Source organism: Photobacterium obscurum, from assembly GCF_026191635.1.
Taxonomy (GTDB): Bacteria; Pseudomonadota; Gammaproteobacteria; order Enterobacterales; family Vibrionaceae; genus Photobacterium; species Photobacterium obscurum.
This window is the reverse complement of the sequence record NZ_JAKRRW010000001.1, coordinates 164,970-182,083: the sequence shown is the minus strand read 5'-3', so window position 1 is coordinate 182,083 and position 17,114 is coordinate 164,970. Positions and strand designations below refer to the sequence as shown.

Here is a 17,114-nt window from a genome sequence, read left to right as displayed (position 1 = left end):
ATTACTCGCTGCGGTAAACACTAGAGAATGAGCGAGTACCAAAAGGACTCATTTGCAGCCCACCCAGGGATTGATGGTGAACTTGAAAGTGGACACCGTGAGCCAGCGGGATCACCGGCACCTGATCATCAAGGATATCTTGAGCAAGGTGGTAGTAGCTCACACGCTGTTCCAGTTTAGTTGTCCGCGAAGCGAGTTCGAGCAGGTTGTCAAAGCTAAGATCACACCAATTGGCGATATTCAGGCCCGCACTTTTGGCACTGCATGACAATAGCGGACGAAGAAAGTTATCCGGATCGCCATTATCGGCAATCCAACCGGTGAGGATCAAGTCACTGCCCGAGGTGTCTGTTCTACCGAGACGGCTAAAGGTTTCATGGGTTGAGATAGTCACGTCGACACCCACAGCCCTTAAATCAGCTTGGATTAGCTCGGCGGTTTTTCTCGGACTGGGGTTATATGGCCGCGGCTCTAGCGGAACCCACATCGATAAGTGGAGGTTTTTATCGTAGCCGGCTTCTTTTAGCAGTGCCAAGGCCTGAGACGGGTCATAGTCTAGCGCCTTGCTGTTGTGGTTATAAGCCCAGGACATTGGAGGCAAGATACTCTTTGCTTTGGTTCCTGTACCGTAGTAAACCGAATTCAATAGGTTTTCACGGTTAATCGAGAGGTTGATAGCCTTACGTACCCGAGGATCCTTTAATGCCGGCTTATTGTTATTCAGAGCCAAAAATGCCACATTCATCCCGGTTTGAGCGATGAGCTCAAAGTCTTCGCTATCGCTGATCACGGGCAACTGGCTAGCAACCGGCGAGGAGAGTACATCGCACTCTTTGCTGAGTAGTTTGGCCAGGGTACCGGTACCACGAGAAGAGATATCAAAAACTACCTGCTCCATCGGCGCCGCACCTTGCCAATAACCCCAGTGGCGGTTAAGGCGGATCAGGTCATTGGGGACATACTGGGCGAGGGAGAATGGCCCTGTTCCAATCGGCTTCATATCCAATTGATTTAGTTTTCCAGCTTTTAGCAGGCTCTGACCATATTCTTGTGAGTGGATCACCGCATACGTAGTGGCTAGGTTCGATAAGAATGCGTTGTCAGGCCGGGAGAGGACAAACTTTACGGTATGTGAATCGACAATCTGAATATCTTCAATCAGGCTTTTAAAGCCTTGACTCTCAAACCAAGGGTAGCGGCCACCGGATGCCTTGTTGAAAGGGTGGCTAGGCTCAAGAATGCGTTTAAAGCTGAATACCACATCTTGGGCATTGAGCTGACGTGTGGGTTTGAACCAGTCTGTAGTTTGAAACTCGATACCTTTGCGTAGGTTGAACGTATATTCAAGGCCATCAGCACTGACTGACCAGCTACGAGCCAAAGAGGGCAGCGGCTGGTGGCTGATTGGATCAAGCAGCAGCAAGCGGTCAAAAATCTGTGCCGCTAACGTATCGGCTGTCAGCCCACCATCGGTGAGTTGGGGGTTGAAGGTCGTCGGTGTATCTTGCCCGCAATAGACGAAACCGCGGCTACGGATATTACTATCCAGTTGCGGTTCCGAGCAGCCAATTAGGCTGAACAGTCCGAAGCACGCGAGCAGTACACGAGTATAGGCGCTCATAAAGAAAAGGGTTTATTTGAAAACAAGTGAGTAAATTTAACATTATCCATCACTGTCACCAAGTTATCTCCTCAAATAACCTTCTATTAACGCGTGCTATTGCAGCCGTCGTATGGTCAATATGTACAAAACAGCGGTTATTTACTGCGCAATAAAATTATTCTGTGCTTCCAACGAGTTGGTACTTACGCAACAGTCCTCTAAGTTGATGGTAGCTTAAACCCAATAGCTCAGCGGCTTTTCGCTGATTAAATTTGGCATGCTCTAAGGCGTTTTGGATAACATTGACTTCTTGATCCTGTTGCCACTGGCGAAAATCGAGCGGGAAACTGATCGCTGGCTCGCTACTATTGGCGGGAGCCGGGGCGGGGTCTGCAGCAGAAGGCTTATCATGCCAAGGTGCATGGAATGGATCGATGATGATATGCTCAACAGGCTCATCTTCTAATCCATGGCGGAAGACCGAACGCTCAACGACATTTTTTAATTCACGGATATTCCCAGGCCAGCGATAGTCCATTAATTCTTGGCGGGCTGCTGGGGCGAAGCCGGCAAAGTAGCTAAAACCGAGCTCTCGACACATCCTCACCGCATAGTATTCAGCAAGAGAGAGAATGTCATCCTGGCGTTCACGCAATGGCGGAAGATGGATGATATCGAACGCCAGGCGGTCTAACAGGTCAGCGCGAAACTTTCGCTCTTCAGCTAGCTGCGGCAAGTTTTCATTGGTCGCACAGACCAAGCGTACGTTCGCCTGGCAGGTTTTGCTGCCACCGACGCGTTCATATTCACCATATTCAATCACCCGAAGCAGCTTTTCCTGCACGCCAAGCGGGGCGGTGGCGAGTTCATCAAGAAACAGGGTACCGCCTTCGGCACGCTCGAAGCGCCCTTGATGGCGGCCTTTGGCGCCGGTAAACGAGCCCGCCTCATGACCAAACAGCTCGGAGTCGATAACCCCCTCACTTAATGCCGCACAGTTCAGAGTGATCAGCGGTTGATCCCAGCGTTTGGATAAGTAGTGGATACGCTGGGCGATCAATTCTTTACCCGTTCCTCGTTCTCCCAAGATAAGGATTGGCCTGCTGAGTGGCGCGAGGCGCGAGGCCTGATCGAGTACGGAAAGAAATGATTCCGACTCACCGATGAGGTTATCCGTTTTCTTCATGGTCAATCTCGCTAACTGTTGGCGTATATTTTAACACCATAGCACCGAACGGTTAGCTGTGCAAAGCTAAGTTATTGATAAATAAATAACAAAAACTTGGCATGGTGATTGATATGTATAAGAAACAAGAAGCTAGATCCTAGTTCCTAGATATAGACCAGGAACCCTATCAAACCGAAGGAGATTAACTATGGGCATTTTTTCTCGCTTTGCAGATATCGTAAATGCAAACGTCAATTCATTGCTGGATAAGGCCGAAGATCCGCAAAAAATGATCCGACTGATTATCCAGGAAATGGAAGATACCTTAGTTGAAGTGCGTACTTCATCAGCCCGAGCTCTGGCGGACAAGAAAGAGCTGCAGCGCCGCATCGACTCATTGGAGGCACAAAGTGATGACTGGCAGCAAAAAGCGAGCCTGGCCTTGCAAAAGGGCCGTGAAGATTTGGCTCGTGCGGCACTTATCGAAAAGCAGAAGCTTAGCGATGTGGTTCTGACACTGAATGAAGAATATAAATTGGTAGAAGATACCATCAGCAAACTGAGCGGTGAAGTGGCGGAGCTGGAGCGGAAGCTTCAGGAAACCCGTGCCCGTCAGCAGGCTTTGGTTACGCGTCATAAAGCAGCCGGTAACCGTCGTGATGTACGTCGCCAGCTTGATACCGGCAAGGTAGATGAGGCACTGTCTAAGTTTGAACAGTACGAGCGTCGTATTGATGAGATGGAAGCAGAAGCTGATAGCTATAACATTGGCCGCGGCAAAAATTTAGAGCAGGAATTTGCTGATTTGCAGGCGCAAGATGAAATTGAAAAAGAACTGGAACGTATGAAAGCAAATATCAAGGATAAAGAGTAAGATAGTGACAATATTGAGTTCTGCACGGTACGAGGATGGAGGTAATTTATGGGTTGGATAGTATGGCCATTAATGGCGTTTCTAATTTTTGTGGCGCCGTTATGGTTGATTCTGCATTACCGTGGTCAACGCCATGCCAGTCAGGGGCTATCTGGTGAAGAGCACGAGAAGCTGCAAACCCTTGTGATGCGTGCAGAACAGATGCAGGAGCGCATCAAGACACTGGAACAAATATTGGATGAAGAAGCGCCACAATGGAGGCAACGCCGATGAGTAAAACCTTGTATCGAGATCCGCAAAACGGAAAGATAAGCGGGGTTTGTGCGGGTATTGCTGAATATTTCGGTATGGAAGTTTGGTTGGTGCGGATCCTTGCCGTTTCTGCTTTTTTATTGGGGCTGGGTTTCTTTGCCACTGTCGCCTATATCGCGGCGAGTCTGATTCTGGATAAAATGCCTGCAGACCGAAAAGCACAGCAGTATATTTATCGGGAGCATACCGTCAAGCAGAAGCCTTGGCAGGCTGGGTTGAAGCCTGAACAAATTCTCAATAATGTAGAGTCCGAGCTAGATGAGATGGAGGACGATCTTCGTCGTATGGAGGCTTATGTCACATCATCGGCTTTCAAGGTTTCAAGGGCGTTTAAGGATCTTTGATTAAACAGAACGGTTGTTTGTGAAGCAGGCTTTATGCCTGCTTTTTAATTGCTGTTAGTTATACCAATCTACATAAGTATCTGAAAGTGATATTCATCCGTGGTTAATTTTGGGATTGATATTCTATTTATAGAGTAATGAGTTAGGAAGAAGTATGAATCGAATTGGTAACGAGTTAAATAAGCTAGTGAATCGCAGTTTGGACCGCCATGTCCGCCTTGCGGTGACGGGCTTGTCACGGGCAGGTAAAACAGCCTTTATTACTTCACTTGTTAATCAGTTACTTCATGTCAGTACGAACCCGAGACTGCCGTTGTTTTCTGCCGTGCGGGATGGCCATTTGCTCGGTGCCAAGCGAGTCCCGCAGCTTGATATGCATGTCCCAAAGTTTGCTTATGATGAAGGAATGAGTTCGCTGCTGGACTCTCCGCCAATGTGGCCAGAGCCAACACGGGATGTGAGCCAGACCCGATTAGCATTGCGCTACAAACCACAGAAGGGAGCGATGAAGCTGCTGCAGGATACTGCAACGCTGTATTTGGATATTGTCGATTACCCTGGTGAGTGGCTGCTGGACTTGCCGCTACTTGAAATGGACTATCTCGGCTGGTCACAGCAACAGGCTAAACTGTTAAAAGGCAGACGGCAGGAATTGGCACAACGCTGGATTGCTATGGCCGAGCATTTCGATCCTCTGGCTCCTGCCGATGAAGCACAAATCGAGCAGTTGTCGGCGGCATTTACCGAATACTTGTACAAGTGCAAGGCCGAAGGTGGATTGCACTGGGTGCAGCCTGGTCGCTTTGTCCTGCCGGGTGAGCTGGCCGGGGCGCCGGTGTTGCAGTTTTTCCCATTCATATGGGCTGATAAGTTCACGGAGGCTCAACTTCAGCAAGCTGATGAGCATAGTAATTTCGGTATGCTGAAGAGCCGTTATAAGTATTACCAGCAGCATGTGGTAAAAGCCTTTTATCGAGAGCACTTCTCGAAATTTGACCGCCAGATTATTTTGGTGGACTGTCTGCAGCCGTTAAATGCAGGTCCTGAGTCGTTCAATGATATGCGCCAGGCTCTGGATCAGTTGATGCAGAGTTTTAAATACGGCCGAAGCTCGTTGTTGCGTCGCTTGTTTTCGCCACGCATTGATAAGGTGTTATTTGCGGCCACCAAGGCCGATCATGTCACCCCGGAACAGCATCCCAATCTCGTCAGCCTTTTACAACAAATGGTGAATGATGCCTGGCAGACGGCTTCGTTTGAAGGGATCAAAATGGACTGTGTCAGCCTGTCGTCGATTCAGGCGACGGAACCAGGATTTGTGTCCTACCAAGGCCAGCAGATGCCGGCACTCCGAGGACATACACTGACGGGACAGGCACAAACACTGTTTCCAGGAGAAGTTCCGCGTCGCCTGCCACACGATACCTACTGGCAGCAACATGGTTTTGATTTCGTGAATTTTCGCCCGCTTGAACTACAAAGCGATGAACCTTTGCCACATATTCGAATGGACAAAGCGTTGGAATACTTGTTGGGAGATAAACTGCAATGACCCAATCATATAAAACAAAAATACTTTTTGATGAGCCAGAGAAAACGGAGAACGAGCCTGAGCAGGAGCTGACGGCACAGCAGCAGTTTGCTACCGATAACACATTTTTGCCTGATGCGGTATCAGAGCCGGATGTGGAAGAGCAACTTGCGCAGACTCTTGGTAGCAAGCCCAAGCGTAGTGGACGCTGGCTACGGGGGCTGTTAATCGCAGGAGCCGCGATGACCGGTTGGCAAACACTAGACTATGTTGTAACGGCATACCAGAGTGCAGATTGGCTTGCTTTTGGCTGGAGTGTGATTGTTGGCGCAGTTGCCGCAACAGGGATTACGGCACTTGGCCGAGAGTTTTTCAAATTGCGCCGTCTGAAGCAGCGGCAGTCAGAGCGTGAGCAAGCACAGATGTTGCTTGATGCTGACGGCATCGGTCAGGGCAAGGCGTTCTGTATTAAGCTGGCCAAGCAGAGTGATATACGGGAAGACCATACCGGCTATGATCGCTGGATGCAGTCATTAGCGGCAACGCATAATGACCGCGAGGTACTCGAACTTTATGATCAGATGGTTCTGACCCATCAAGACAAACTGGCTCGTCGATTAGTCGCAAAGTATGCCAGTGAAGCTGCTGTAATGGTCGCAGTCAGTCCATTGGCAATTGCCGACATGTTGCTGGTGGCATGGCGTAACTTCCGATTGGTTGACCAGGTATCCGCCGTGTATGGGGTTGAGTTGGGCTACTGGTCACGAATTAAACTTGTCAAGTTGGTGCTTGCCAATATGGCCGTGGCAGGGGCGACAGAAGTGATTGCAGATACCGGGATGGATATGTTGTCGATGGATCTGGCTGGACGGATGTCAACCCGGGTAGCGCAAGGTGTGGGGGTTGGTTTGCTGACCGGACGACTGGGGTTAAAAGCAATTAGTTTGATGCGTCCGTTACCATGGCAGCCAGAGCAGCAGCCAAAGCTAAGTGAGATCCGTAAAGATTTGGTTCTACGCCTCACTCGCCAGCAGAAAGACGTGAAATAGTTATACCAGTTCCATTGATTATCAGAACGCCACCGGGAGCCAAGTTCACCCCTAGACACAGATCTTGGTTTCCAGTGGCGTTCTTTTTTACCCTGATTTACGCCTTTCTAGTGCCCGAAAATAGCCCTCACATAGGGCTTGTTGGTCGCGAAACGAGCAAACCGTTCTATGTGCCGTGTTTAACATCTCATCATCCGATAGCCGTGACTTGACTCGTAAACAGTGAAGGCGCACACTTCTCTGGTGTCAACAATTCCTGACACCTTGTAAGAAAAGAAAATGAGAAGGCGTGTGATATGAGGCTACAAGTCTTTTGTGAAGACCGAGTTGGCATGACCCGCGAGCTACTGGATATTCTGACCAGTCAGCAAATTGATTTGCGGGGAATTGAAATCGATCGTATTGGGATCATCTATCTCAACTGCCCAGAGATTGAGTTTGACCAGTTTAGTCAGCTCATGTCGCAAATTCGCCAGCTTGATGGCGTGACCGATGTCCGCAAGATCCAGTTCATGCCAAGTGAGCGTGAGCACAAGGAGCTGAAGGCCTTGTTGGAAACGCTGCCTGATCCGTTTTTCTCAATCAACTTACAAGGTAAGATCGATTTAGCCAATGATGCGGCCGAGTTGCTGATGGGAAAATCTCGAGGTGACATTCTCGGCGAGAATATTCAGTCATTGTTGGGATTTAACTTTCATCGTTGGTTGGAAAAAGAAGAAGCCAATAAGCGTAGTGAAATGGTCGTTATCTCCGGCTTGGACTATATGATGGAAATCATGCCGGTATATGTCGCGGATGAAAGTGAAAAACAGGTGCTGGCCAGTGCGGTGATCCTATTGAAGTCGCTATCAGAAGCGAAGATGCCCGTGGCAATGCGTGAAATTAGTGGGGACAATGGCTTTGAACACTTGGTTGGCCAGTCATCTCGCTTTAAGCATCTACTGGCCCAAGCGAAGAAACTGTCCCTGCTGGATGCACCATTACTGATTCAGGGGGAAACGGGGACAGGGAAAGAAATGTTGGCTCGGGCCTGCCATCAGCGCTCGTTAAGGCGTGAGCAACCGTTCTTATTGGTCAACTGTGTATCGATGCCAGATAATGCCGCCGAGACTGAGCTGTTTGGTATGGCTGCCACTGCAACCGAGCCGGGTAAGAAAGGAATTTTCGAGCAGGCTGACGGGGGAACGGTTTTCCTGTATGAAATTGGCGAGATGTCTGCACACCTGCAGATTAAGCTACTCCGCTTCCTGCAGGACGGTACATTCCGCCGGGTAGGCGAAGAGCAAGAAATGCGGGTTGACGTTCGGGTTATCTGTTCAACGCAGAAAAAGCTGCCTGATTTGGTCGCGGCGGGTGAGTTCCGTGAAGACCTTTATTACCGTTTAAATGTTTTGGCGCTGGTGGTGCCACCACTACGTGAGCGTACTGCAGACATAGTACCTTTGTCCGAGTTATTTCTGGCACAATTTGCGCAAGAAATGCAGCAGCCTAAACCGGTCATTTCTGATGAGCTGGCGCAGTATCTCAGCCAGTATGCTTGGCCGGGCAATATCAGGCAGCTACGTAACGTATTGTTCCGGGCTATGACCCAGATTGAAGGTTCTGAAGTCACGGTTGATGACGTGCAGCTACCGGAAAATGAGTCGGCCAGTATTATTAGCGAAGAAACCCTTGATGGCTCTTTAGATGACATCATGAAGCGCTATGAATCAGGTATTCTGACTAATCTGTATCGTAGTTATCCGTCTACGCGTAAGCTAGCGAAACGCCTAGGGGTCTCCCATACGGCTGTTGCTAACAAACTGCGTGAATACGGTATCAGCAAACGCTAACCCGTTTGTTGCTGTGATTTAAAAAGGAGGCCCAGGCCTCCTTTTTTCATATCTATCGATATCAAGCAACAGCTTAGATTGGCATTAGCTTAAAACGTGCGAAAGAGTGTCAACTTCCCGGATTCAAGGGCGAGTAACTGGTTGGTCATATCCTGGCCATAGCGGCACTGGGTTTGCTGGTCGTTGTCGCTTAGCACTCGGTGGCAAGGAATAATAATAGGGATAGGGTTAACATTTCTCGCCATCCCAATAGCTTGAATCGCATTGGGCTGATTGATTCGCTCGGCAATTTTCTGGTATGAATGGCCGGAACCGTAGGGGATATTACAGATCGCCTGCCAAACTTGTTGCTGAAAGGGGGTGCCTTGAGGGGCGAGGGGCAGGGTAAAAGTTTTGCGTTGTCCTTGAAGGTATTCTTGTAGCTGGGTGGTGTATTCTTGCATAAACTCGGGGCTGTGGTCCCAACTGGAGTCTGGACAAAAACCGCCGCTTCCTACTGTGAGCTGCCTGAGCCCATGTTCATCGGCAAGTAAATAGATTTTTCCTAATACCGTATCGAGGTAGTCGTAATACATAATCATCACTATCAGGTTGGAGGATTAATACTAGGCAATAGTATTTACTGATCCAATCATAGCTTAGATTCGTGGGGGGAACTTGTATTTCCTGAGGAAAACGTTATACCTGTCATTAGTTTATGAAAAGACGTAGCCTATTCATTTTGCTTGCTGCGTGTGATACCGATTTTAGGTCAGTGTAATGCCAATCGGAGTAAGTAAGTCTTCAGAAAATTGCGCAGTAATAATGCTCAAATACTTATGCTGATTGGTATCAATTAAAGGACGAGGTGCTGTTGTTTCATTCAATTATTAATCGCTCTCCGGTCATCGAGGTGGACGAATTTAAGGTGAGATTGATTACGAGCAAAGATGCCCGGCAAATCGCAGCCTATTACCAGAGAAACCGGGCTTTTCTTCAACCATGGGAACCCTTGCGTGAGGAAGCTTTTTTCACGGAGGCTGGGTGGGAGATACGCTTAGCCCAGCTAGCGGAGCTGCATAAGCATAAGCTGGCTTATTATTTTGTTTTGGTCAAGAAGGGCTCTGATGAGATTTGCGGCGTGATCAATTTCAGTAATTTGGTCCGCCATCCCTTCCATGCCTGCCATGTTGGCTATTCATTAGATGAGCTGTGTCAAGGGCAGGGAATGATGCGGAAAACACTTAAAGCAACCGTGGAATGGATGTTTGAGCAGCAACATTTTCATCGTGTGATGGCGGCGTATATGCCGAGAAACAAGAAGAGTGCAGCCGTTCTTCAAGCCGTAGGCTTTGAGAAGGAAGGGGAGGCTAAAGATTATCTGCTGATCAATGGACTTTGGGAAGACCATATTCTTACAGCCTGTATTAATCCCAATTGGACACCGCCGAAAAAGTAAGCGTCTAATACCAAACTGATCAATTATCTGGCCTATTAGCGTTCTGATTGAATCAAATAATTGTTCAGTTTGGCATAAAAGGCTCGCTGAAATCAGCAAGCCTTCTTTTTGAATTAAGGGGCACACCCTAGGCTTTGGGTTCTTACTCAACCATCAGAATACGCATATTATTAGTCGAGCCAATAATATCCATCTCGTCCCCCTGGGTGATGATCACCAGATCACCTTTTTCCAGATAGTCTTGCTCTTTCAACACTGCGATAGCATGCTTCGCTGCCGCAAGCCCAGTATCGCTATCGCGGTCAAAAAATATGGGAGTAACCCCACGGTAAAGCGCTGCGCGATTTAGTGTACTTTCGTTACGCGATAGGGCAAATACCGGTAGCCCGGATGAAATACGTGACATCATAAGTGGCGTACGGCCAGATTCTGTCATGGTAATCATTGCCTTAACGCCTTCCATGTGGTTTGCTGCATACATGGTCGACATCGCAATAGTTTCTTCGGCAGATTCAAAAGTACGATCAAGGCGGTGGTTAGAAACGTTAATGCTTGGCTCTTTTTCTGCGCCAACACAGACACTTGCCATTGCTTTCACTGTTTCTTCCGGGTATTGGCCGGCAGCCGTTTCGGCTGACAGCATCACGGCATCTGTACCATCAAGAACGGCGTTTGCCACGTCCATTACTTCGGCACGTGTCGGCATTGGGCTGGTGATCATTGACTCCATCATTTGCGTTGCTGTGATAACGGTACGGTTAAAGCTGCGCGCCCTGCGGATCAATTTTTTCTGAACGCCGACAAGTTCGGGGTCACCAATTTCGACACCAAGGTCACCACGCGCAACCATCACGGCATCAGAGGCCATGATAATATCATCCATTGCTTCAGTGGTGGCTACCGACTCAGCTCGCTCGACCTTGGCAACCAGCTTGGCTTCGAGGCCGGCATCCGTTGCTAAGCGGCGTGCATACTTCATGTCTTCGCCGTTACGAGGGAAAGAGACGGCCAAATAATCCACCTTCATTGCTGCGGCAGTAATGATGTCGGCTTTGTCTTTGTCGGTCAGAGCCTCTGCGGATAGGCCTCCGCCTTTTTTGTTGATGCCTTTATTGTTTGACAGCGGACCGCCCACCGTAACTTCAGTATGTACCTTGTTACCATCGACTGACGTGATTTTCAGCTGAACGCGGCCGTCATCGAGTAGCAGGATATCACCCGGTGCTACGTCTTTTGGTAGCTCTTTGTAATCGAGGCCAACAGCGCTCTCGTTACCTTCACCTTTAGGGAGATCACTGTCGAGAGTGAACTTGTCACCGATAGCGAGTTGAATTTTATCGTCCTTGAACGTTGATACTCGAATTTTAGGGCCTTGAAGATCTCCTAAAATGGCAACGTGTTTGCCAAGCTTGGCGGCGATCTCACGGACAGCTTTTGTGCGCTGGATATGATCTTCTGGGCTACCATGGGAGAAATTCATGCGAACCACGTTAGCACCAGCAGCGATAATTTTTTCGAGGTTATTATCGCGATCTGTAGCAGGGCCCAGAGTGGTTACGATTTTTGTTCGTCTTAGCCTTTCAGACATCGGGGAAACTCCATCTAAATTTGCAGAAGACAATGAAAACGATTACGTTCAGAAACCAGCTTCATTGAATGTGAATGAAATTTTACTACAAGTTACAGAATCATAACGCTGTTCTCAATCAACAAAGTGTAAGAAAAATACCAACCTTAGATGAAAAAATAATGAATAATTTTTCAGTTGTGTTACGTCTTGCAGGTTTAACAAGATAACGAATAGAGCCAATCAAATTAGTTTCTTGAGGACAATGTCAGTAATAACATCCGCTCTGGAGCGATGTTTTATTGCACTAAGTGTAGTTGTTCGTAAGCTTGATGAAAGAGGAGAAGAGAAATAGTGTTATTTCATTGATTTTGATGGATATGAATACACCTATAATCAAGCGTCCTGTCTCTGATCTTTTTCAATCTCGCTGATAGGCCAGAAACTGATTCTGTTTGGTATTATGCAATATCGGCATGAATAAAAAAGCATGAACGGGTGTTCATGCTTTAGGGGGATATGTGTTTCTAAGCTAGTGACAAGTTATGTCACAGAATGCCTTCTTTCGAGAAACGGGAATCTTTTAACGATTCTTTAACGCGTTTTAGGTTTTCTCTAAATCCGGCACCTCGGCGAAGAGTAAAACCAGTTGCCAGCACATCAATCACTGTCATCTGTACGACTCGACTTGCCATTGGCATGTAAATATCAGTATCTTCAGGTACATCAAGGCAGATCGAAAGTGAGCATTCGCGATCAAGCGGAGAGTCTTTGGCTGTAATACCGATAACCGTTGCACCGTTTTCTCGAGCCATATGGGCGATTTCGACCAGGCTCTTAGTTCGACCGGTATGAGAGATCATGACCACGACATCACCATCGGTACAGTTGATGACACTCATACGCTGCATAACAATGTCATCAAAACAAACGATAGGGATATTAAAACGTAAGAACTTATTTTGTGCGTCGTGGGCAACTGCAGCAGATGCGCCAAGGCCAAAGAAAGAAATTTTCTTTGCCTGGGTCAGCAAATCAACGGCTCGGTTTACCTGCATCGGATCTAGACTGTTCTTGGCAACGTCTAGGCAGGCCATGGTTGATTCAAATATTTTTGAAGTGTAGGCATCTGGGCCGTCATCTTCTTCAACATTACGGTTTACATAAGGTGTACCGTTAGCAAGGCTCTGCGCTAAATGCAGTTTAAAATCAGGAAATCCTTTGGTATCAAGGCGACGGCAAAAGCGATTTACCGTTGGTTCACTGACATCGGCCATCTTGGCTAGCGTCGCGATGCTAGAATGAATCGCTGTTTGAGGCGATGCGATGATCACTTCTGCAACTTTTCGTTCAGACTTACTAAAGTTATCTAAATTTTTTTGAATCTTCTCTAGGGTATTCATGGCGATTACCGCGCTTCGTTACTGAATTTCATTAGAGGCGTTCATGATGTCACGAAGCCAACTTTGATGAAACTATACTACTTTTCATGGATCTGCTCCTAGCAATTCAATGAATATGCCTTTTACTTTTTATTATAGTTTGACAGGGATCGAGTTTTTCCTTTCAGTTTTGAAAATATTTATAAGTAAAATGGCGACTAAGTACGTGAAAGTTGCTTTTTTATGTTGTTAATTTTCATTTGAAAGGAATTAATTTACAGAGTGAAATAAATAATTGTAGTTATTTTATGTCATTTGTTGCACTGGTGAGGAAGGGAAAATGAAAGTAAGCATATGTGGTTGCGGCTGGCTTGGCCTACCGTTGGCAAAGCAACTGGTACGAAATGGCGATAGCGTTTTTGGCAGTCGGCGTGAGCCATGTGAGGCAGCGAAGTTAGTTGATTTCGGAATACACGGAGTCGCATTGACATTACCTCTCTATTTACCTGACAACGATGATGATATGACTCACCTTTATAGTGAGTTTTTTGATACCGATGTGCTTGTAATCAATGTGCCTCCTGGCCGGGGAGAAGGTGCCGATGAACGCTTTATTGCCAATGTACAAAGCATGTCTTATGCAGCACAAAAATATGGCTGTCGCCGTGTTATCTTCATCAGTACAACATCCGTTTACGGTGATGTTACGGGAGAAGTGGAAGAAGGGACGGTACCTCGGCCGAATACCGCTTCTGGTCATGCTCATTGGTATATTGAGCAGTGGCTGCAGGAGCAGTGGGGAGCCGATGTCGTCATTCTTCGCTTTGCAGGCTTGATTGGGCCGGGTCGGCATCCGGTGAAATTTCTCTCAGGAAGGAAGGGGCTGATTAATGGTTCCGATCCGGTGAATTTGATTCATCTTGATGACTGTATTCAGGCAATTGGACAGATCACTGCCTGCTGGCCTTCCACAAATGTTTTGCATTTATCTGCACCGAGCCACCCCACGCGCCGTGAATATTACACTGCGATGGCTTTAACTGCGGGCTTACCGCTGCCAGAATTTACTGACTCTCCTGTTAGCAATGCGAAAGTAATTAATGGACAGCATACCTGCGAAATATTAGATATGACATTGCAACATCCTAACCTTATGTTGCTTGCCCCTGAGTTGATTTAGCTTCAAGAGCTGGTTAACAGACAAAAAAAACCGCTGATAAATATCAGCGGGTCATAAAAACTTACACAATTAGGAGTTAACAGCAGTGGCATTTGAATTAATGATAAGCACATTTAGGATGTGGTCACCATTAATGTGAATGACATAAAGTGAGACTGCCGTGTTTAAGGAAAGTTCCGCCAAAACACAAAAAATATTTCTTGTTGTGATTTATAACCTTAATGGTTAATTTGAGGCAAAAAAATCCCGCTGAAATGTCAGCGGGAGAAATCCTTACACAATTAGGAGTTTAGCAGCAGTGGCATTTGAATTAATGAGGAGTACATTTAGGGTGTAGTCATCATTAATGTGAATGTCATAGATTATGACTGGCGAATTTGAGAAAAGTTCATAGAAGTTTGAAAAAAATGCCATCTTTCTGGGAACACTCATCTGAGGACTGAGTTTTGGACAAAAAAATCCCGCTGAAAAGTCAGCGGGAGAAATCCTTACACAATTAGGAGTTTAGCAGCAGTGGCATTTGAATTAATGAGGAGTACATTTAGGGTGTAGTCATCATTAATGTGAATGTCATAGTTTATGACTGGCGAATTTGAGAAAAGTTCATAGAAGTTTGAAAAAAATGTCACCTTTTTGGGAACTCTCGTCAGAGTCTTGAGTTTTGGACAAAAAAATCCCGCTGAAAAGTCAGCGGGAGAAATCCTTACACAATTAGGAATTTAGCAGCAGTGGCATCATTGATTAACGAAGAACAGTGTAAAAAGTCGTTCTGCATTAATGTGAATGTCATTAACTATGACTGCTTAATAAATAAAAGGTTCATAAAAGAAAAATATTTATATTCAAGGCGGTGAAAAATGGCACTAGCTTAGTAGGTTACGAGTTTTATAGACTTTTCCTAGTGAGCAAAATAGCAAGGCTGAATAAAAAAAGCCCGCTGAAATTCAGCGGGCAAAGGCTCTATTTACACAATTAGGAGTTTAGCAGCAGTGGCATTTATAGATTAAAGAAAAGAAGGCTTGTTTGGCGGCCAGCTAACAATTTGTGTGTCTTTAACCTTAATGTCACTATATATGACTTGTGTTTTGTGAGTTGGTTCCACCTAAATTGCAATAAAGTCGAACTTTTATTTAACTTATTGATTTTATTTTTTATTTTTTAGTGTGAGGTAAAACCGTCTTCTCGATTAACGCTGATATGACCTCGTGGCTCTAAGTTACTTAGGTATATGATTTAAGTCAGGGTTTGTTCGCCTTCGCTCTGGCACATTGTTGTTTCAACTGAAGAATACCTCTTGAGCGAGAAGGAGAGCACATGGCTCTATGTTTTGAATTACCAACTTACCTCAAACAACTGGAAAAGCTGGTTAATGTCGACTGTGGTAGCTATACCCCTGAGGGGATAGCTGTGATTGCTGATGTATTGACGCCAATGTTTGAGCAGATTGGTTTTACCGTAGTCCGCCATCAGTTGGATGAAAAAGCAGGCCCTTGCCTGGAAATTACCAATAACCCCGGTGCGGAGCACTATGATGTGATGCTAAGTGGTCACATGGATACTGTTTTCCCTGAGGGGACAGTGGCCACCCGACCGATGACTTATGATGAAGAAAAAGTCTATGGCCCGGGAGCGACAGATATGAAGTCTGGGATCCTGAGCGCCTGGTATGCCTTACAGATGCTGACAACTGAAGAGCGAGAGCGTTTATCGATTGTCATTGCACTGAACTGTGATGAAGAAATTGGTTCAGTGTATTCACGTCATTGGCTTGAAAGTATCGCCCGTAAGAGCCGGCAGGTACTGGTGTGTGAAGCTTCGCGGCCGACTGGCAACCTTATTCGTTCTCGTAAAGGGAATGCGAAATATGAAATTGAATTTCATGGGGTTGCTTCACACGCAGGCTCAGCGTTAGCAGAAGGTGTCTCGGCGATTTACGAATTGAGTCATTGGTCTTTGGCGATTAAAGATATGGTGAACCTCGATACAGGAACAACCATGAACGTCGGGATCATTGAGGGCGGAATGGCTGTTAATGTGGTTCCTGATTATGCCAAGGCAACGGTGGACTTGCGTTTCTGGAATACAGATGAAGCACAAGCCATTGATGAACGTTTACGTGAAATGTCTGAGAGCCCGTTTGAGAAGGGAGCGAAAGTGACGGTCAATCGCTTGACCTTCAAGCCTTCAATGCAGCCAACGGCTGATACCCAGGCATTAATTCGCTTAGTCAGCGAAGAGGCGGAGAAGCTGAATATTGTCCATGGATGGGAAGATGCGGGCGGTGGCTCTGACGGCAACTTTACTGCGGCCGTCGGAACTCCAACGTTGGATGGTTTTGGGCCGATGGGAGCAGGTTTTCATAGCGATAAGGAGTATTTGCTAATTGACTCGATCGAGCCGCGTATTAAATTGCTGGCGAATGTATTGAAGCGCTTATAGTCTGATGGGGAGCCTGTATCAATCTGCAGGTTTTCTCCATGAGCGCAATAAAGAAAGCCCATCTCCATAAGGGACGGGCTCTGAAGAATATCTTCTAAGAAAAAGCAGTGGCACTATATAAGACACGCAATCTATTTTTTTGTTCCCGCTAAATATCATTTTTCCTGTAATTTTTTCCTGCCTCTAGTTTGACTTTTCTACTGTTTTATTCAGGTTGTGCTTTACTTGTTGTTTTAAATCTATTTTCTGGTCAAAAACAAATTTATCGATTTAGCCAATTTTTCTGATTGGTAGTCGATCAGTATCACATCCTGATTCTTTTTTTGGCCTAATCTAAGCAAAACGTTGCATTGGGTTTTATTTGTAGCTTGTTAAAAATATTAATGGGATGTAAA

At 46.5% G+C, this 17,114-nt stretch carries 14 protein-coding genes; 9 read left to right on the top strand and 5 right to left on the bottom strand.

Going from position 1 to position 17,114, the window contains the following annotated elements:
- Window position 1: 1 nt before the first annotated feature.
- Both sapA and pspF read right to left on the bottom strand, forming a co-directional pair.
- The gene (gene sapA / locus MD588_RS00775; protein WP_265694853.1) at window positions 2–1,621 is read right to left on the bottom strand and encodes an ABC transporter substrate-binding protein SapA; all 1,620 of its coding nucleotides are present in this window, start codon (window positions 1,619–1,621) and stop codon (window positions 2–4) included.
- A gap of 157 nt (window positions 1,622–1,778) precedes the next feature.
- Complete coding sequence (gene pspF, locus MD588_RS00770; RefSeq protein ID WP_265694852.1) at window positions 1,779–2,789, bottom strand: phage shock protein operon transcriptional activator; 1,011 nt, start codon at window positions 2,787–2,789, stop codon at window positions 1,779–1,781.
- Between the two features lie 190 nt (window positions 2,790–2,979).
- On the opposite strand from pspF, the gene pspA reads away from it, so the two are divergent.
- The 6 genes from pspA (at window position 2,980) to tyrR (ending at window position 8,713) form a co-directional block, all read left to right on the top strand.
- The gene (gene pspA, locus MD588_RS00765; protein WP_265694851.1) at window positions 2,980–3,645 is read left to right on the top strand and encodes a phage shock protein PspA; all 666 of its coding nucleotides are present in this window, start codon (window positions 2,980–2,982) and stop codon (window positions 3,643–3,645) included.
- A gap of 48 nt (window positions 3,646–3,693) precedes the next feature.
- Window positions 3,694–3,918 (top strand): envelope stress response membrane protein PspB, encoded by a 225-nt coding sequence (gene pspB, locus MD588_RS00760; RefSeq protein WP_265694850.1) that lies wholly within the window; start codon window positions 3,694–3,696, stop codon window positions 3,916–3,918.
- Window positions 3,915–4,301: an envelope stress response membrane protein PspC gene (gene pspC, locus MD588_RS00755; protein ID WP_265694849.1), complete on the top strand. Its 387-nt coding sequence runs from the start codon at window positions 3,915–3,917 to the stop codon at window positions 4,299–4,301. The genes pspB and pspC overlap by 4 nt, the downstream gene beginning before the upstream one ends.
- Before the next feature lie 154 nt (window positions 4,302–4,455).
- A complete protein-coding gene (locus tag MD588_RS00750) occupies window positions 4,456–5,853 on the top strand; it encodes a YcjX family GTP-binding protein (RefSeq protein ID WP_265694848.1) in 1,398 nt (465 codons plus the stop codon).
- On the top strand, window positions 5,850–6,881 hold the full coding sequence (locus MD588_RS00745) for a YcjF family protein (protein ID WP_265694847.1): 1,032 nt from the start codon (window positions 5,850–5,852) through the stop codon (window positions 6,879–6,881). Before MD588_RS00750 ends, MD588_RS00745 begins: the two co-directional genes overlap by 4 nt.
- Window positions 6,882–7,177: 296 nt before the next feature.
- Complete coding sequence (tyrR, locus tag MD588_RS00740) at window positions 7,178–8,713, top strand: transcriptional regulator TyrR (RefSeq protein WP_265694846.1); 1,536 nt, start codon at window positions 7,178–7,180, stop codon at window positions 8,711–8,713.
- 89 nt (window positions 8,714–8,802) lie between these two features.
- Here tyrR and MD588_RS00735 read toward each other — a convergent pair whose 3' ends face one another.
- Window positions 8,803–9,288 (bottom strand): methylated-DNA--[protein]-cysteine S-methyltransferase, encoded by a 486-nt coding sequence (locus MD588_RS00735; RefSeq protein WP_265694845.1) that lies wholly within the window; start codon window positions 9,286–9,288, stop codon window positions 8,803–8,805.
- Between the two features lie 278 nt (window positions 9,289–9,566).
- Between MD588_RS00735 and rimJ the strand changes: the two genes are divergently transcribed.
- The gene (rimJ, locus tag MD588_RS00730; protein ID WP_265694844.1) at window positions 9,567–10,151 is read left to right on the top strand and encodes a ribosomal protein S5-alanine N-acetyltransferase; all 585 of its coding nucleotides are present in this window, start codon (window positions 9,567–9,569) and stop codon (window positions 10,149–10,151) included.
- Between the two features lie 142 nt (window positions 10,152–10,293).
- Here the strand turns inward: rimJ and pyk are convergent, their stop codons facing one another.
- Complete coding sequence (gene pyk / locus MD588_RS00725; protein WP_265694843.1) at window positions 10,294–11,739, bottom strand: pyruvate kinase; 1,446 nt, start codon at window positions 11,737–11,739, stop codon at window positions 10,294–10,296.
- A gap of 527 nt (window positions 11,740–12,266) precedes the next feature.
- Window positions 12,267–13,121 carry a MurR/RpiR family transcriptional regulator gene (locus MD588_RS00720; protein WP_265694842.1) on the bottom strand — a complete coding sequence of 285 codons (855 nt, stop codon included), beginning with the start codon at window positions 13,119–13,121 and terminating at the stop codon, window positions 12,267–12,269.
- Between the two features lie 319 nt (window positions 13,122–13,440).
- On the opposite strand from MD588_RS00720, the gene MD588_RS00715 reads away from it, so the two are divergent.
- Window positions 13,441–14,280, top strand: a complete 840-nt coding sequence (locus MD588_RS00715; RefSeq protein WP_265694841.1) for an SDR family oxidoreductase — start codon at window positions 13,441–13,443, stop codon at window positions 14,278–14,280.
- 1,314 nt (window positions 14,281–15,594) lie between these two features.
- On the top strand, window positions 15,595–16,719 hold the full coding sequence (locus MD588_RS00710; protein WP_265694840.1) for a M20 family metallopeptidase: 1,125 nt from the start codon (window positions 15,595–15,597) through the stop codon (window positions 16,717–16,719).
- Window positions 16,720–17,114: the final 395 nt, after the last annotated feature.

What these genes read in the sequence shown, in the direction of transcription:
- pspB (WP_265694850.1), top strand. Translation starts at nt 3,694, where the DNA reads ATGGGTTGGATAGTATGGCCATTAATGGCGTTTCTAATTTTTGTGGCG.
- sapA (WP_265694853.1), bottom strand. Translation starts at nt 1,621, where the DNA reads ATGAGCGCCTATACTCGTGTACTGCTCGCGTGCTTCGGACTGTTCAGC.
- pspC (WP_265694849.1), top strand. Translation starts at nt 3,915, where the DNA reads ATGAGTAAAACCTTGTATCGAGATCCGCAAAACGGAAAGATAAGCGGG.
- pspA (WP_265694851.1), top strand. Translation starts at nt 2,980, where the DNA reads ATGGGCATTTTTTCTCGCTTTGCAGATATCGTAAATGCAAACGTCAAT.
- MD588_RS00735 (WP_265694845.1), bottom strand. Translation starts at nt 9,288, where the DNA reads ATGTATTACGACTACCTCGATACGGTATTAGGAAAAATCTATTTACTT.
- pspF (WP_265694852.1), bottom strand. Translation starts at nt 2,789, where the DNA reads ATGAAGAAAACGGATAACCTCATCGGTGAGTCGGAATCATTTCTTTCC.
- MD588_RS00745 (WP_265694847.1), top strand. Translation starts at nt 5,850, where the DNA reads ATGACCCAATCATATAAAACAAAAATACTTTTTGATGAGCCAGAGAAA.
- MD588_RS00715 (WP_265694841.1), top strand. Translation starts at nt 13,441, where the DNA reads ATGAAAGTAAGCATATGTGGTTGCGGCTGGCTTGGCCTACCGTTGGCA.
- MD588_RS00720 (WP_265694842.1), bottom strand. Translation starts at nt 13,121, where the DNA reads ATGAATACCCTAGAGAAGATTCAAAAAAATTTAGATAACTTTAGTAAG.
- MD588_RS00710 (WP_265694840.1), top strand. Translation starts at nt 15,595, where the DNA reads ATGGCTCTATGTTTTGAATTACCAACTTACCTCAAACAACTGGAAAAG.
- pyk (WP_265694843.1), bottom strand. Translation starts at nt 11,739, where the DNA reads ATGTCTGAAAGGCTAAGACGAACAAAAATCGTAACCACTCTGGGCCCT.
- tyrR (WP_265694846.1), top strand. Translation starts at nt 7,178, where the DNA reads ATGAGGCTACAAGTCTTTTGTGAAGACCGAGTTGGCATGACCCGCGAG.
- MD588_RS00750 (WP_265694848.1), top strand. Translation starts at nt 4,456, where the DNA reads ATGAATCGAATTGGTAACGAGTTAAATAAGCTAGTGAATCGCAGTTTG.